The 15,449-nt window shown below is 66.8% G+C and carries 15 protein-coding genes; 1 reads left to right on the top strand and 14 read right to left on the bottom strand.

Annotation, left to right across the window (positions count from 1 at the left end):
* Positions 1–103 precede the first annotated feature (103 nt).
* Complete coding sequence (locus GPA27_RS25535; RefSeq protein ID WP_169143251.1) at positions 104–1,360, top strand: CaiB/BaiF CoA transferase family protein; 1,257 nt, start codon at positions 104–106, stop codon at positions 1,358–1,360.
* 34 nt (positions 1,361–1,394) lie between these two features.
* On the opposite strand, the gene GPA27_RS25530 is transcribed toward GPA27_RS25535, so the two are convergent.
* From GPA27_RS25530 to GPA27_RS25465, 14 genes are all read right to left on the bottom strand, one after another.
* A complete protein-coding gene (locus tag GPA27_RS25530; protein WP_169143250.1) occupies positions 1,395–1,913 on the bottom strand; it encodes a hypothetical protein in 519 nt (172 codons plus the stop codon).
* A gap of 17 nt (positions 1,914–1,930) precedes the next feature.
* On the bottom strand, positions 1,931–2,278 hold the full coding sequence (locus GPA27_RS25525; RefSeq protein WP_169143249.1) for a hypothetical protein: 348 nt from the start codon (positions 2,276–2,278) through the stop codon (positions 1,931–1,933).
* A gap of 137 nt (positions 2,279–2,415) precedes the next feature.
* Positions 2,416–4,413 carry an oxidoreductase gene (locus tag GPA27_RS25520; RefSeq protein WP_169143248.1) on the bottom strand — a complete coding sequence of 666 codons (1,998 nt, stop codon included), beginning with the start codon at positions 4,411–4,413 and terminating at the stop codon, positions 2,416–2,418.
* Between the two features lie 63 nt (positions 4,414–4,476).
* The gene (locus GPA27_RS25515) at positions 4,477–4,995 is read right to left on the bottom strand and encodes a nitroreductase/quinone reductase family protein (protein ID WP_169143247.1); all 519 of its coding nucleotides are present in this window, start codon (positions 4,993–4,995) and stop codon (positions 4,477–4,479) included.
* 124 nt (positions 4,996–5,119) lie between these two features.
* Complete coding sequence (locus tag GPA27_RS25510) at positions 5,120–6,301, bottom strand: MFS transporter (protein WP_169143246.1); 1,182 nt, start codon at positions 6,299–6,301, stop codon at positions 5,120–5,122.
* A gap of 18 nt (positions 6,302–6,319) precedes the next feature.
* Complete coding sequence (locus tag GPA27_RS25505; RefSeq protein WP_169143245.1) at positions 6,320–7,042, bottom strand: EthD domain-containing protein; 723 nt, start codon at positions 7,040–7,042, stop codon at positions 6,320–6,322.
* A gap of 7 nt (positions 7,043–7,049) precedes the next feature.
* On the bottom strand, positions 7,050–8,024 hold the full coding sequence (locus tag GPA27_RS25500; RefSeq protein WP_169143244.1) for an amidohydrolase family protein: 975 nt from the start codon (positions 8,022–8,024) through the stop codon (positions 7,050–7,052).
* Positions 8,025–8,065: 41 nt separating this feature from the next.
* Positions 8,066–8,845, bottom strand: coding sequence for an enoyl-CoA hydratase-related protein (locus tag GPA27_RS25495; RefSeq protein WP_169143243.1), 780 nt, complete (start codon positions 8,843–8,845; stop codon positions 8,066–8,068).
* A 22-nt stretch (positions 8,846–8,867) separates the two neighbouring features.
* Positions 8,868–9,299 (bottom strand): Zn-ribbon domain-containing OB-fold protein, encoded by a 432-nt coding sequence (locus tag GPA27_RS25490; protein ID WP_169143242.1) that lies wholly within the window; start codon positions 9,297–9,299, stop codon positions 8,868–8,870.
* A 20-nt stretch (positions 9,300–9,319) separates the two neighbouring features.
* A complete protein-coding gene (locus tag GPA27_RS25485) occupies positions 9,320–10,483 on the bottom strand; it encodes a thiolase C-terminal domain-containing protein (protein WP_169143241.1) in 1,164 nt (387 codons plus the stop codon).
* A gap of 12 nt (positions 10,484–10,495) precedes the next feature.
* A complete protein-coding gene (locus GPA27_RS25480; protein ID WP_169143240.1) occupies positions 10,496–11,413 on the bottom strand; it encodes an enoyl-CoA hydratase-related protein in 918 nt (305 codons plus the stop codon).
* A 29-nt stretch (positions 11,414–11,442) separates the two neighbouring features.
* On the bottom strand, positions 11,443–12,651 hold the full coding sequence (locus tag GPA27_RS25475; RefSeq protein ID WP_169143239.1) for a CaiB/BaiF CoA transferase family protein: 1,209 nt from the start codon (positions 12,649–12,651) through the stop codon (positions 11,443–11,445).
* 28 nt (positions 12,652–12,679) lie between these two features.
* The gene (locus GPA27_RS25470; RefSeq protein WP_169143238.1) at positions 12,680–13,861 is read right to left on the bottom strand and encodes a CaiB/BaiF CoA transferase family protein; all 1,182 of its coding nucleotides are present in this window, start codon (positions 13,859–13,861) and stop codon (positions 12,680–12,682) included.
* 232 nt (positions 13,862–14,093) lie between these two features.
* Complete coding sequence (locus GPA27_RS25465; protein ID WP_169143237.1) at positions 14,094–15,422, bottom strand: spinster family MFS transporter; 1,329 nt, start codon at positions 15,420–15,422, stop codon at positions 14,094–14,096.
* Between the last annotated feature and the right edge of the window lie 27 nt (positions 15,423–15,449).

Here is a 15,449-nt window from a genome sequence, read left to right as displayed (position 1 = left end):
CCACCCCAACCCTCCCCTTGAAGGGGAGGGAGTGAGCATGCTGCTATCAACGCAATCCCGTCGGCACACCATCGGTGAACGCCGCCCGAACCGGAATCCACCTATGAACACCGCTGACCTCAGCAAAGGCCCCCTCGCCGGCCTGCGCGTCCTCGACCTCTCGACCATGCTCGCGGGCCCCTACGGGGCCACTCTGCTCGGGGACATGGGCGCCGACGTGATCAAGATCGAGTCCCACTACGGCGACGAAAGCCGCCACCTCGGCCCCAAACGCGGAGAGGAGCGCGGCCCGTATCTGAGCCTCAACCGCAGCAAGCGCGACCTCGTGCTCGACCTGCAACGGGAAGAGGCACAGGAAATCTTTGCGCGCCTCGCCGCCACCGCCGATATCCTCGTCACCAACATCCGCGAGCCGGCCCTGTCGAAGCTGGGCCTCGACTACGAGCAGGTGAAGAAGCACCGGTCGGGCATCATCTGGATCCGCGTCACTGCCTTCGGCGCCGACGGCCCCTACGCCGGCCGCCCCGGCATCGACTTCCTCGCCCAGGGCTACACGGGTGTGCTCACACTCAACGGCGACCCCGATGGTGCGCCCGTGCGCACCGGCTTCCCGGCCGTCGACGTCATGACCTCGCTCCTCGTCAGCAACGCGGCGCTGGCCGCGCTGCGCGCGCGCGACCTCACCGGTGAAGGCCAACGCATCGAGGTCTCGCTCCTCGACGCCCTGATGCACGCCCAGGCAAGCTCCATCGGCACCTGGCTCACCACCGGCGACCGCCCCAAGCGCACCGGCAACCGCAGCCTCTACTTCGCGCCCTCGGGCGTGTATCCGACCAAGGACGGCAAGCACGTGGTCATCACCACCCCCGGCGAGAAGTTCTTCGCCAAGGTGTGCCGAGCGCTCGAATCCGACTGGGACACTGACCCACGCTTCCACGATATCCACGCCCGCCTCGCCAATGAAGACGAGCTCGATCGCGTCATGGCCGAGCGCACGCGCCAGTTCGATCGCGCGGAACTCGTCGACAAGCTCGTCGCCGCCGACGTGCTCACTGCGCCGATCAACGAGGTCGAAGACGTCGTCAAGGATCCCCAGATCCTGCACAACCGCATGATCGTTCCCGTCGAGCACCCCGTCCTCGGCCGCCTCGACGTCACCGGCATCCCGATCCGATTCTACGGCACCCCCTGCGAAGTCACCCGCCACCCGCCGATGCAGGGCGAGCACACGCGGGAGATCCTCGGTGAGTTGGGTTACGCGAAGGGGGATGTCGATGCGCTGATCGGCGAGGGGCTGGTTGCGGACGTCGCGGACATGACCCGCCGCAGAGACGAGCGCCGGGCAAGAAAGCAGGGCTGAGCCGACCGCGCGCGGTGGGCCGACATGCCACCGCTCATGGCGGGAATCTCAGCGAAGAAAAAGCCCGCCCCGCCTGTATGGCACGACGCTCGATTTCCGCAGCCGATTCGATCAATCCCTTCTGTTCAAGGAAGATCAGATAAGCCCGCGTACTGATCTTCCGGCAAGTATCCGGCACCATGAAGCTGGCGCGCGCGATCTTGTGGTCCTCGAACAGGAACACGCCGGTTGTCGGCGGCACCTTGAGTGCGAAGTCGCTCATCGTTTCCTGAATCGCCAGTTCACCAAGGTGTCGGCGACGTGCCGATGGAGTCCCGGTGGCGGACTTTTTGAAATGCTCGAAGGTCTTCGTCGGCAGCACGGGAATCTGTGCTGAAGCAGCCCAGTCCGCCAACTTGTTACTGGTTGGCGTCTGGTTGCGCGTAACTTCGTGCAGGACCATATCCACCAGCATGACCGTCCAGCCCGGCTTAAACAGGACATCGAGCGCGTCGGCATAGGCGAGCGTGATGAGTGGCCCGGCATCCGGCAACAGGGCGATATCGCTGGTCAACGACATCGCGTCCCGACTCAACGGGTTGGCAAGGCATTGAGCTGATCGACCATGCCTTGGGTCGTCGCATCCATCAGCCGTGGCATCGGCAAATGGGCCTGAGCCATGAGCAGGAACAGATCTTCCTCGCTGTCGATACCAAGCGCCTGCATGGCCTTGTCGCCGTCAATCCGGCCCAGCGAAAATTCGAGCAGCACCTTGAAGTTCTGGTTGCCCGTCGATTCGGCGGCCTCGAAGGTCTCGACGAGGTGGCGCAGTTCGGCGTTGAAAAGGGCGTTGACCGACGTGTCCGTCTTGGCCGCGATTACCTTGGCGCGCTTGAGCAGGTCGCGATCAACGGAGCCCGTGAAGTTGACGGTTGCCATACATTCCTCCGGCACTTAACACATAATTAAGTGTAGCACGTAAATGCGTGCATGCCTTTGCGAACAACCTTCAACCCGGCCGGGAAGTGGCACGAACCGGATCTGCGCGCCACATAAAGTGGCACGCAAATCCCATGTCAGACCATCATCCCCACCGCCGCCCCATGCCGAGTCGCCTCGGCCAACCGCCGCGGCACCCATGCGCCACCGGCAATGAACACCTGCGGAATGCTGCCGTCTGCCTTGAGAGCGTCATAGAGCGCCGGTTGCTGCACGGAGCCGTACATCAGCACCGCGGAATCGAAGCCTTCCATTCGGTAAGCCTGGTCACCCCAACTGGAGACGAAGTCGAGCGCCTCCGCGGTGATGCTGCGCAGGATCAGGTTCGGATGCACCTTCACGCCGCAGCGCTCCATGCGCTTCAGCACCATGCCGATCGAGTAGCGGGCGACTTCGGTGGCGAGATGCACGGACTTGTGGAAGATCTCCACCTGCCTGCCCTGCTCGGCGAGGTATTCCGCGACGCAGGGAGTCTGGTAGTAGTCTTCCTGGGAGACGATCGCGACACGCTGGCCCGTCTTCGCCCGCCCGCGCAGCACGTCCCAGCCCTGCACGACATGGGGCAGGTCGATGCCCGGCACCTCGGTCGGCACGCGCGGCAGCGAGCCGGTGGCGATCACGACGGCATCCGGGTTGAGCGCCTTGATTGCGGCCAGATCGGCGGTGCTTTCGAGGCGCACGTCGACACCGAGGCGCGCGAGCGCGTTTTCCTCGAAATAGACCTGATCCTCGAAGGAGTCGCGCCCGGGCGCCTTGGCGGCGAGGAGGAGCTGGCCGCCAAGGCGTTTGCCCTGCTCCAGCACGGTAACCCTGTGCCCGCGCAGCGCAGCGATGCGCGCGGCCTCGCAGCCCGCCGCGCCACCGCCCACCACGACGACGTGGCCGGGATTGTCGGCAGGGCGAAAGTCGGCCTCCCACTGCAGCTCGTTGCCGATTATCGGGTTGATCGAGCAGGTGGGCGTATAGGGGATATAGGCGGGTTCGGAGGCTTCGTCGATGCAGCGCGTGCAGCCGATGCAGCGGCGGATCTCGCCGAGGCGGCCCTCCTTCGCCTTGACGGCGAAATCGGGATCGGCGATACCCGCGCGCACCATCCCGACAAGGTCGCAGAAGCCGCCCTTGATGAGCTCTTCGGCGAGCACGGGATCGTTGATGCGGCCGGTGAACAGCACCGCAATCTTCGGATTCAGATCGGCGAGGTCGGCGCGCGCCGCCTTGCCGAATTCACGATACTCGGCGTGCGGATGATAGGACGAGGGCACGTAGGACGGCGCCCCCCAACAGTGACCGACGTCGAGGTCGACGAAGTCGAGCAGGCCGGTCTCGACGATGTGGTACAGCATTTCCCGCAGCTGCATATTGTCGTAGCCGCCCTCGCGGGATTCCTGGCCGTTCACGCGGATGCCGACGGCCATCTTCGCGCCGACACGCTCGCGCACGCGCTTGAGGGCCTCTACAACAAATCGGACGCGCTCGGCCGGCCCGCCGCCCCATTGGTCGGTACGGCGATTGGTGACCGGAGACAGGAAGCTATAGCCGACGGTCTCGTGCGCGCAGTGAATCTCGACCGCGTCCGCCCCACTCGCCTTCGCCGCCGCGGCAGCATCGGCATAGCCATTGAGCAGGAACTCGATCTCCGCCTCGCCCAGCACATGCGGGGTGTAGTCCTGGGCGCCGACGACCGGCACCGGCGACGGCGACCACAGTGCATTGAGGTGCGTGAGCTGGACCACCACGACCGCACCATGCCCATGCACTTCATCGACAAACTTCTTCCAGCCTTCCAGGAAGGCCGGGTTCTGGTGCGCGGCGAAGCGGCAGCCGAAACCGCCCTTCAGCGAGATCTCGTCGGGCGCGCCTGGAGGTAGCGGAACGTTGAGCAGCCAGGTCTCGCTGCCGATCCACCCCGTCCCCCCCTTGGCCTTGGCGCCGTGATGGGCAATGAAGTGCTCGTCGATGAGGCCCGGGGCGCGCGAGGAATTGATCGTGTTGGTCGTCTCGCAGATGCGGTTGGGCACGCGCATCGGGCCGACCTGCAGCGGCGAGAAGAGGTGTTCGAAGTTCACGGTGCTCATGGCGAGCGTCTCCACGGGAAAGCGACAGGACACGGAGCCGGCGGATGCAACCGGCGAGATGCCTCAGGCAGCGCCGGTCGGCGAGATGATCACGATGCCGAAGGGGCGGTCGGTCTGCTGCTGAAAGAAGCCCCAGGGCGGGAACAGGGCGGTCAGGTGCGGCCACAGCGCCTTGCGTTCCTCGTCGGTGGCGTCGCGCGCGACGGCGGCGGACTTGTTGCGGTCGAGCTGCACCCAGCAGTTAGGGTTGGCCGTGACGTTGAGGTACCAGGCGGGCGGCTCGTCATAGCCGGCGAGCGACGCGACGACGACCACATCGTCGCCGTTTTGCATGAAGACCAGCGGCGTGGTGCGCGGCTCGCCCGACTTGCGGCCGAGAACCGTCAGCAGCAGGGTCGGGAAGCCCGACGGCGAGCCCTTGCCGGAAGCCCATCCGTCCGGGTTCGCGAGATAGCGCGCGACATCGGCCTTCGCATCGCCCCGGATGCGCTCGAGGGAGGCGGTGGCATCCTTGATGGCCTGCCATTCTTCGTCGGACATGAAGTCCGGCTTGACCATGGTTTCGCGATTTTGCGTCGACATTGCTGGAATTCCTTCGGTAGACGATCCGCAGTCCAGTGTAGAGAGGGACCACGCGGCGCTTGCGGCGGCAGGGCTTCGGATCCGGCCGATCGCGTCTCATTTGCGGACAACGGTCGGCGAGGACTCAGGCGCTGCGGGTGAGACGTCGCGCGAGGGCGATCCCGGCCAGCGTCAGCAGCGTCGCGACGATGCCGACCATGCCGAATCCTTCGAGCTGTCCGTCCGCCTCGATGCCTATCACAGCACCGCTGAACATCGCACCGACCCCCATGCCGAACTGCGTCGTGACGCCGTTGAGCATCATGAAGGCGCCTCGCACCGGGGGCGGCGGCAGGTCGGCGAGGATGGCCACCGTCGGCGTCCAGCGCGCGTACACGGAGACGAAGAAGAGGCTGCTCACCACGAGCGCACCCGCGATCGGCAACACCGGGGCGTGTGTGGCGAGCATGATCCCGATCGCGGACAGAACGCTGGTCATCGCGAACACCGGAAAGCGCCCGTGGCGGTCAGCGAGCCGCCCCGCAAGAGGCGTCGTGAAGAAGCTGATCCCACCGGCCAGCAGATAGATCCACGGCAGGCTTGTCTCGGCGATCCCGACGTTCTTCACCCAGTAAGGCGCGATGTAGGCGATGACCGCGTAGCAGGACGAGGTCACGAGGAAGGTCAGGAGAAAGCCCCCCAGCGCACGGCCGCCCAGGAGGCCGCGCAACGAGGTCCGGGCCGGAGTATCCGACGCGGATTGAGGCCGGCGTGGCGGCACGGGCGGCAGGTTGCGTACGAGGCCCACGAACACGCCCACCGAGATCAGCGCGACCGCGACGAAAGGCCCCTGCCAGCCCAGCGCGGCAGCCACCCAAAGCCCCGCTGGCAGCCCGATCACGGCCGACAGCGCGTGCCCGCTCATGACGCGCCCGATGGCGCCAGCGCGCTGCCCGGGCGGCGCGACCTCCGCCACGAGTGACTGGATCAGCGCCGAGAGCACCCCGCCGCTCATGCCTGCGAAGACCCGTGCGCCGACCAGTTCGTCGAGGCTATCCGCGATCGCCGTCACGAGCAGGGAGAGCACAAATGCCGCATACACCACGCACAGCACGCGCCCGCGGTCGAAGCGGTCGATCACCGTGCTGACGAGCACGCCCGCGACGGCCGCGCTTGCCGTGTAGGCCAGCACGAGCCGGCCAAGATCGGCCGGCGTCGCGCCGAAGGCACCGATGAAGTGCGCGCCGAGCGGCATCATGACCATGAAATCGATCAGATGCGTCATGTGCGCCGCGCGCAGGACCGCGACGAGCCGGTCCCCGGTCAATCCATCCTCCTGCCCACGCTAGCCGACGCCACCGCGTGGGGGCATCAGCACGTATTGGCTGGTCTGCACGACGTCGATCTTATCCATGTCGATGAAGCGCGCGCAGCTGTCACGCATCGCCACGACGTTGCGCCGGAATTTCTCCTCGTCGCCGACGGCGTCGTAGAACGCCCGAATGTTGCCCGTCACCTCGGGCGGGAAGCCCTCCTCGACGATCGCGTCGTACTGCGGAGCGTCGGCCGTGAGCGCACGCGTGACGACGTTCTGCACGTAGAGGAAGGTGTCCTGCGTGTCGATGGCGATCTGCGTATGCGAACCGAGCCACACGTCGAGCCAGGCGTCCCGCTCGATGCGCGGCGGACGGCGGAAAAGGGCCACCTGCGCGAAGCCTGCGGTGCGCTCGCCGAGCGCAGGGAGGAAACGCGTGTTGCGCATCGGGCGCGATTCGGTCACGAGCCAGGCGGCGTAGCGCTCACACGCGGCCGCGACGGCGTCGTCGACCGGCTTGCGCAGCGCGGCGTTGGCGGAATCCACCCACACCGAGACGAAGGCGTCCATCGACACCGGTAACGCCTGCACCGTCGGCGCTGCATTCGCGGCGTGTTCGTCGGCGACGTTCAGCTGGGCGCCGAGCGCACCCAGCGCCACGAGGCGCGGCGCGAGTTCGCCATGCAGGCGCTCAGCGAAGGCGGCCTTGTCGGTGCCTTCGCCGCGCCAGAGGGCATAGATGATCTTTTCCACGGCCGTATCAGCGCAGCGGCGCCCGCTTGGTCGGTTCGATTCCGGTCAGGCGCGCGAGGTTGAGGCCCAGGATGTTGGCCTTGTCCTGCTCGGTGACCTGCGCGTAGCCCCACTTCTCCTGCAGCTCCTCGGGCATGTCGAGGTTCTTGATGTAGTCGGTGACGCGGCCGAGGTCGTCGAAGGGCAGGTCAAAGCCCAGTACGATCTTCTCGGACGTCATCCACTGCAACGCGGTGCCGATGGTGTGATATCCGCGGTACGGCGCGCGCTGGAACCAGCCGATGATGCCCGACAGGCTCAGGTAGAGGTTCTTGTGCTTGCCGCACAGGCCGATCAGTTCCTCCGAATGCGGCCAGCCGGCGTGATAGGCGATGATCTTGAGATCCGGGAACGCGAGCATCACGTCGTCGAGCTGCGACGGATGGCAGTGGTTGCTCGGCTGCGGACACACGTAGCTCATGCCGGTGTGCACGGTGAGCGGCACGCCCAGCTCGACCGCCTTCTCGTAGAAGGGCCACAGGCGCTTGTCGTTGAGCGGACCGTCGTCCTCCGGCGTGTACAGCTTGCACAGTTTGGCGCCACGCTCCTTGACGAGGTAATCGAGTTCCCAGTTCGCATGCTTGATGCCGCGCTTGATGACCGGGCCGACGTTGGCCTCCAGGTACATGCGCTCCGGGTAGGGCTCGATCTGCTGCAACATGAAGCCGTTGGTCGACATCGACACGACGCCGCCAGTGATGTCCATCATCGGCTCGCGCAGGCAGAACGCGACGTCGACGCTGGTCTGGTCCATGTACTTGATCAGCTCGCTGGCGATCGGCTGCGGCCACTCGCTGTCGAGGTCGCGCCCCGCCCAGGCGCGCAGCACGCCGTTCACGCTGTCGTGGAACTGCTGCATGCCGGGGTAGTAACCGATCTCACTCATGGTCTGCAGGTTCATGAAGTGAAACTCGGTCATTGCGACGAAGTAATCCTTGCTCATGCTGCGGTCTCCTTCCCGTGGTTCGTGGCGGTGTTGGGGTTTCAGTGGCCGATGTATTCCGGCTTGCACTTCGCGGCGAAGGCGCGCGGCCCTTCGCGCGCGTCCTCCGACGCGAACACGCGCGCGGACATGGTCTTCTCGAGCACGAAGGCCGGTTCGTTGTTGAGCGCGCGAATCGCGATCTCCTTCGCGGTGCGCACCGCGAGCGGGCCGTTCTCGCAGATGCGTTCGGCGTAGGCCAGGGCTTCGTCGAGCAGGCGTTCGGCGGGCACGACCTTGTTGATCAGACCGATGTCGTAGGCCCGCTGCGCGTCGATGGTGCTGCCGGTAAGGAGCATTTCCATCGCGATCGCCCACGGGATCTGCTGCGGCAGGCGCACATGCGAGCCGCCGGCCGGCACGACGGCCCAGCGTACTTCGGCAAGACCGAACTTCGCGTGCTCGGCGGCAATGCGGATGTCGGTGCCGAGGAGGAATTCCAGCCCACCCGCGACGCAGACGCCATTCACCGCGGTGATGATGGGCTTGTAGACGTTCTGGAACGGACGCTTGGCCGGGTCTTCGTAACCCAGCGCATCGCCCTCGTTGAGCGCCGGCAGCGCCACCTTGAGGTCGAGCCCAGTGCAGAAGGCGCGGTCGCCGGAGGCGGTGAAGATCGCGCAGCGAAGTTCGGGATCATTGTTGTAATCCTCGAAGGCCGCCTCGAGGCCGATCAGCATCTCCTTCGTCAGCGAATTCATCGCTTCCGGGCGGTTCATCGTGATGATCGCGATGCGGCCGCGTTTCTCGTAGCTCAGGCTCGCGGGCAGGTTCAGACCCATGTTCGTGTCCCCTTGTGGATGGTTACCGCGCCACGCTGGCGCGGCGGAATACGGGCAGCGTCAGCGCGTCGCTGACCTGCTGAAAGTCGACCTCGACGGGCATGCCGATCTGCAACTCGTCGGGCGTGCAATCGACGACCCGCGAGAGCAGGCGCACGCCCTCCTCCATCTCGACGATGACGGGCGCGTACGGCGTCGCTGCTGCGAAGGCCGGATGCAGGGCGCGGACGACGTCGGTCCAGGTAAAGACGGTGCCGCGCCCGCTGGAACGGACCCATTCCCACTCCATCGAGCTGCAATGCGCGCAGATGTCGCGCGGAACGTGCCGGTACCGTCCGCAGCCGGTGCAGCGCTGGAAGCGCAGCTCGCGGTCGCGGCACCAGGCGTAGAACTCGCCGTGCAGGCCCGTAAGGGCGGGCACCGGCTTGTCGTAGGGAGTCGCTTGTTCGCTCATGACACTTCTCCAGGGATTCTTCAGCGGCGCAGGACGGCGATGCTGCCGTCGCCGAAATCACCCCAACCGGTGACGACACCGATCTCGGCATCGGCGACCTGCCGCGCCCCGGCCTCGCCGCGCAACTGGCGCACCGCCTCGACAACGTGCGAAATGCCCAGCACATGCGCTTGCGAGAGCAAGCCACCATGCGTATTCACCGGCAGGTGGCCGCCCAGTTCGATGCCGCCGTTCTCGACGAAGGCGCCGCCTTCGCCGCGCTTGCAGAAGCCGGCCTCCTCGAGCTGCTGGATCACCTCGAAGGTGAAGCAGTCATAGATCTGCGCGAAATCCGCGTCGGCGGGGGTCACGCCGGCCATGCGGAAGGCTTCCGGCGCGGCGTTGGTGAGGCCGGTGCGGTGGAAGTCCGCGCGGTTGGTAATCTCGTCGGCGGGATACGGCTGGCCGGCGGCGGCCCCCATGATGTAGACGGGTTTCTGGCGCAGGTCGCGCGCGCGCTCGACGGTGGTGACGATGAACGCCGCCGCGCCATCGGTTTCCACGCAGCAGTCGAGCAGCCGGTAGGGCGAGGCGATGTACGGCGACGCGAGGTAATCGGCCATCATCAGCGGCTTGCCGTGCATCAGCGCGGCGGGGTTGAGCTGCGCGTGCTTGCGCATCGCCAGTGCCACCGCGCCGAACTGCTCGGCCGTCGTGCCGTATTCGTGCATGTGGCGGCGCGCCATCAGCGCGTACCACTGCGGCGGCGCGGTGAGGCCGAACGGCATGTAGAAGTCGCGCGCGATCTCGCCGCCCGGGATCGAATTGACGTCGTTGGCGGCCGTCTCGCGTACCCGCGCGCCGGAGTAGCCGTTCCAGCCGCCCGGCACCATCACATAGTCGGCCGCGCCGCTCGTCACCGCCATCGCCGCCATGTGCAAGGAACCGACCGGCGCTGCGCCGCCCATGTGGAGCGTCGCAGCAAAGCGCAGGTTCTCGCAGCCCAGGCTCGCGGCGAAGGCCTCCGCCTTACCGACGTTCGGGAAGGGAAGGATGCCGTCGATCTGCGCCGCCTCGAGGCCGGCGTCTTCCAGCGCGGCCACCGCCGCCTTGAGCTGGATGCCCATCTCGGTGAGCCCCGAGCCGGGCTTGCGGCAGAAGGGCGTTTCGCCAATGCCGACGATGCAGGCCTTGTCCTTGAACATTCGCCCGCGCTCCTACTTGTCCGCAGGCGCGTGCTGCGCCTCGTAATCCGCGAGCAGCTCACGGCGCGCCTCGGCCTCGCGCTGCCGGATGTCCCAGAAGCGCGCCTTGCGCTTGGCGAGGAAGGCCGCACCGCCCTCCTTGCCTTCGGGCATGTCGAACCAATCCGGGTACATCGCGGCGGAGGTCACGCAGGACTCCTTGTAGCCGTCCATTTCCTGGTCGAAGGAGGCCTTGAGCACTTCGAGGCAGCCGGGGCTCACGGCCAGCATTTCCTCGCACCAGCGATCGACCTCGGCCTCCAGCTCTGCGAACGGCACCACGGTGTTGATGAGCCCCATCTGGAGCGCCTCCGGCGCCTTGTACTTGCGGCACAGCATCCACATCTCGCGCGCCTTCTTGGCGCCGACGACCTTCGTCAGATAGGGCACGAAGAAGCCGTCCGCCGGGGACGAGACGCGCGGGCCGGCCTGGCCGAAGATGGCGTTGTCCGCGGCGATCGTGAAGTCGCAGCAGTACGCCATGTGGTTATGGCCGGCGATGCAGTAGCCCTGCACCTGGGCGATGATCGGCTTGCGCGACAGGCGCATCAGGCGGTTGTGCGGGTAGCGGTTGTAGAAGGCTTCGCGCAGGCCCCAGCGCTCCCACTCGACGTCGCCGCCCGCGCCGAAATGCTTGCCCTTGCCGGCGATCACGATCACGCCGATGGCGGGGTCGTGGTTCGCGTCGTAGAACGCGCGGAACATCTCGTCGACGGTCGCGAGCGTCAACGTGTTCATCTTGTCGGGCTTGTTCAGCGTGATGCGCGCAATCCCCCCGCCGAGTTCGGCATGCATCTTCTTCTCGTAGAGGATCTCGGCGAAGTCATTGAGCCCCTCGCCCTCCACGACACGCCACGCGCTCCACGCGGTCGGCACGTTTTCGTTCTTCATCAATTCGTCTCCGGATGCGCGCTCGACACTCAGGGAATGGCGCGCTGGGTTTTTAGCGCCTCGATCTCATCCCACTCGTAGCCGAGCAGGTCCATCAGCAGCAGCTCGGTGTCCTGCCCGAGTTGCGGGCCGAGGCAGTGGATCTCGCCGGGCGTCTTCGACAGCGTCACCGGCAGGCCGCGCACGTCGACCTCGCGCTGCACTTCCTCGCAGTACGCCTTCATGAAGTAGTTGTTGCGCCAGGCCTGTTCGTCGCGCACGACGTCGGCGAGGTTGTTGACCGGGCTGGCGACCACCGCCTCGGCGACGAAGGCCCGCATCAACGCCGGGTGGTCGTGCCTGAGCGTCAGCGCCTCGATGGCCGCGATCAGCGCCTCGTTGTTCCGGGTGCGCAGCGTGGAGGTCGCGAAGCGCGGATCGGCGTGCAAGGAAGGCGCATCGAGCGCGCGGCACAGCGCGGCGAAGCGCGCGTCCTCGTTCGGTTCGCACAAGTAGACCCACTTCCCGCTGGTCGGATACAGGTTCCACAGCGGGTTCTCGACCGCCTTGCGGGAGTGCTGCAGGGCCGCGTCCTGATTGCCGGCGAGGAAGGATTGCAGGTACGGCGCCGCAAGGAAGAGCTGCGCGCCATACAGCGACGCATCGAGATACTGGCCGCGTCCGGTGCGGCGGCGCTGATAGAGCGCCAGTGCAATGCCCAGCGCGGACATGATCCCGCCGTAGGCGTCGCCCGAGCCCATACCGAGGTACACCGGCGGCTCGCCCGGTTCGCCGAGACGCGCCATCGCGCCGGTGAGCGCCTGCACCGTCATGTCGAAGGACGGCTTCGACACCCCGCCGAAGCGCCCGTAGCCGGTGTTGGTCGCATAGACCAGCGCCGGGTTGATCGCGGAGAGCTTCTCGTACGACAAGCCCCAGCTCTCCAGCATTTCCGGCGCGAGGTTCGACAGGAACACGTCGGACTTCTCGACGAGCCGATACAGGATCTGGCGCCCGCCCTCGGTTTTGAGGTCGATCGCCATGCTCTTCTTGTTGCGGTTGATGACGAGGAAATATTGGTTCCAGTCGCCCACCGGCAGCGACTTGATCGAGCGCACGCCGCGCCCCTGGTCCCCGCCCTGCGGGCGTTCCACCTTGATGACTTCGGCGCCGAAATCGGCCAGATACTGGGCCGACACCGGCCCCTGGAACCACACGGTGAGGTCGATGACCCGGATTCCTTCCAATGCTTTTGCCACGAGTGTCTCCGTTCGCGCTGGTTTCTTGTCAGGCCACCACGCCGGCGGCGCGGAGTTCGTGAATGCTGTCTTCCGGATACGCCAGCAACTCGTGCAGCACCTGCGCCGTATGCTGGCCGACGCAGGGCGCGAGCCGTTCGAGGCGCGCCGGGCTGTCGCTCATGAAGATCGGAAAGCCGAGGCTCTTCACGGGACCAAAGCTCGGGTGATCGAGATCGAGGATGTAGCGGTTGGCGAGCACCTGTTGGTCGTTCGCCGGGTAGTCGAAGCGTTCGATGACGTCCGCCGACATCTGCTTCTCCTGGAACACCTGGCGCCAGTGGCTCCCGGGCTGCTTGCCGAAGGCGGCTTCGAGTTCGCGGATCAATTCGAGGCGGTTCGTCTCGGTGCGCTTGTCGTGCGTGTCGAAGCGCGGATCGTCGGCGGCTATCCCGACCGCCGCAGAAAACACCGGCCACCAGCGATCGGTGTCGGGCATCGTGAGCGTCACCCAGCGCCCGTCGGCGCTCGGATAGAGCGAGCCGGACATGGGGTTGGAGACGTCCATTCGGGAGATCGGATTGAGGAAGCGGTCCCCTTCGCCGATCGCGAGGAAGGCCTGGATGTCGAGCGCCGCGCCGTACATGTTGGCGCCGAACAGCGACACGTCGACCTCCTGCCCTTCGCCCGAAACCTGTCGGTGAATCAGCGCCGTGACGACGCCGAAAGCCAGCATCACGGTGGCGTGCATCGCCCCTGCGCCGGTATAGATCGGCGGCTGGCCGGGCTGTGGCAGGATCGGCATCATCCCCGTGCGCGCCGCGGCGAGCTCGTCGATCGGCGGCAGCTCGGCATCCGGCCCCTGCGGGCCGAAACCGGAGATACGCCCGAAGACGATGTCGGGACGCAGCGCGGACGCCCCCGCGTAGTCGATCCCCAGCGCCGCCAGCTCGTCGCGCTGCCAGTCGGTGACGATGACGTCCGCCTTGGCGACGAGCTGGTGCAAGAGCGCGCCACCACGCTTCGTGGAGGGATCGAGGGCGAGGCTCTCCTTGTTGCGGTGGATCAAGTCGGCCTCGTGGTTCCAGCGCCCGTCGCTGGGCGCGCGCAGGGGCGGCACGTCGAGGCGGATCACACGCGCCCCGAAGTCGGCGAGGAAGGCGGCAGACAGGGAGGCGCAGAACTGCCGGGTCAGGTCGAGAACGACGACATCGTCGAGGGCGCGGCTCATCGGGAGTCCTTGTGACGAGTTCGGATATGCGGGGCGAACTTCACCCCATGCCGAATCGAGTTTATCGATCCGGCTTTCCTCGTCAGGGACGGCGGCGAGTCATTTGCGGCCGATGGCAGATCAAATGCGGACGGGGCCGGAAGGCCCGCGCGGCGCGGGGTTCGCACCAATGCAAAGAGGGCCCGCAGGCCCCCTTCGAACGCCGTCTGCGGCGTGCCTTGCACCGCTCCGTTCATGGGGTGGAACCCGACACCGCGAGCCCGCCCTGCGGCTGCGCCGCAAGCAGCCCACCCACCCGCCGGATCGCGAACATCGCGACCAGCGTCGTCGCGCACACGAACAGCAACGCGTAGCGCAGGGACTCCGCACCGAACCACGGCTGCAGCCCGTCGCTGAACGCGCCGATCAGCAGCGGACCCACGCCGACGCCGAGCAAGGTGGTGAGGATCGTCAGGGCGGCGAGCGCGACTGCGCGCTGGCCCGGCGCGACCAGATGGGTGATGAAGCTGTACGAGGGCGCGACCCACCACACGGAAAAGAAGCCGTTCAGCCCGCACCACAGCATCGCGGTCGGCACGGCGACCGAACCGGCCTGCAGCAAGGTCGCGTGCGGCCACAACAGGTAGGCGGCCAGCGAGACGACGGCGATGCTGTGCCCGATCAGCGGAATCCTGAGGTGCCAGCGCTGGCTCCGATGGGTCAGGCGATCCGTCAGCCACCCGCTGAAGAGCATGCCGACGCCGGCCGAGGTGCCGCCGACGAGGCCCGCGAGGAGCCCGGCATTCTGCAGCGACAGCTCGTGCGAGCGCACGAGGAAGGTCGGATTCCACATGCCGTAGGCGTTGGCGCCGAGCGTCGTCACGGCGCTGGCGAGCACGAGGTAACGGTAGGGACGGCAGGCCCAGAGCTCGCGCAAGGTGCTCCACATTCCCGGCGGGACCGCGGGGCCCGTATGGCCGCCATCCCAAATGCCGCGCCGCGGCTCGCGTACGGAGAAGGCCAGCAGCGCCGCCACCGGCAGGACCGGCAGCGCGAGCACCATGAAGGCGTTGCGCCAGCCCCACGCCCCCACCATCCACGCCCCCACGCTCAGCGCGACGATCGCGGCGAAGGTCGGCGCCGCGGTGAAGCAGCTGATGGCGAACGAGCGGCGCTGCGGCGGATAGAGGTCGGCGATGATGGACAACGAGGCCGGCGTCGCCGGCGCCTCCGCCACCGCCACGGCCATGCGCGCCAACACCAGCAGCCCGAAGCTGCCCGCCAGACCGCACAGCACCGTCGCGACGCACCACATCAGGCCAGACACTGCAAGCAAACGCACACGCGACACGCGATCCGCGATGCGTCCCGCAGGCAGGCCCAGCAACGCATACACGCCGGCGAACGCAAGACCGGAGATCAGCCCCATCGCCGTGTCGCTCGCGCCGAACTCGCGCTTGATCGGTTCGATCATCACCGCCATGATCTGGCGCCCGATGAAGTTGTCCGCATACATCAGCGACAGCAGCAGGAGCAGCCGGTGGCTGCGCCAGGCGGAGGTCGTGGGGGGCGGTGCGGACATCGGGGCTCCTATCGATCAGTTCGGAAA

The sequence above is a fragment of the Aromatoleum toluolicum genome, assembly GCF_012911005.2.
GTDB classification, from domain to species: domain Bacteria; phylum Pseudomonadota; class Gammaproteobacteria; order Burkholderiales; family Rhodocyclaceae; genus Aromatoleum; species Aromatoleum toluolicum.
The sequence above is the reverse complement of the archived record's forward strand: the minus strand, read 5'-3'. Positions and strand labels throughout refer to the sequence as shown.

What these genes read in the sequence shown, in the direction of transcription:
- GPA27_RS25515 (WP_169143247.1), bottom strand. Translation starts at nt 4,995, where the DNA reads ATGTCGACGCAAAATCGCGAAACCATGGTCAAGCCGGACTTCATGTCC.
- GPA27_RS25480 (WP_169143240.1), bottom strand. Translation starts at nt 11,413, where the DNA reads ATGAAGAACGAAAACGTGCCGACCGCGTGGAGCGCGTGGCGTGTCGTG.
- GPA27_RS25535 (WP_169143251.1), top strand. Translation starts at nt 104, where the DNA reads ATGAACACCGCTGACCTCAGCAAAGGCCCCCTCGCCGGCCTGCGCGTC.
- GPA27_RS25470 (WP_169143238.1), bottom strand. Translation starts at nt 13,861, where the DNA reads ATGAGCCGCGCCCTCGACGATGTCGTCGTTCTCGACCTGACCCGGCAG.
- GPA27_RS25495 (WP_169143243.1), bottom strand. Translation starts at nt 8,845, where the DNA reads ATGGGTCTGAACCTGCCCGCGAGCCTGAGCTACGAGAAACGCGGCCGC.
- GPA27_RS25490 (WP_169143242.1), bottom strand. Translation starts at nt 9,299, where the DNA reads ATGAGCGAACAAGCGACTCCCTACGACAAGCCGGTGCCCGCCCTTACG.
- GPA27_RS25520 (WP_169143248.1), bottom strand. Translation starts at nt 4,413, where the DNA reads ATGAGCACCGTGAACTTCGAACACCTCTTCTCGCCGCTGCAGGTCGGC.
- GPA27_RS25485 (WP_169143241.1), bottom strand. Translation starts at nt 10,483, where the DNA reads ATGTTCAAGGACAAGGCCTGCATCGTCGGCATTGGCGAAACGCCCTTC.
- GPA27_RS25465 (WP_169143237.1), bottom strand. Translation starts at nt 15,422, where the DNA reads ATGTCCGCACCGCCCCCCACGACCTCCGCCTGGCGCAGCCACCGGCTG.
- GPA27_RS25500 (WP_169143244.1), bottom strand. Translation starts at nt 8,024, where the DNA reads ATGAGCAAGGATTACTTCGTCGCAATGACCGAGTTTCACTTCATGAAC.
- GPA27_RS25525 (WP_169143249.1), bottom strand. Translation starts at nt 2,278, where the DNA reads ATGGCAACCGTCAACTTCACGGGCTCCGTTGATCGCGACCTGCTCAAG.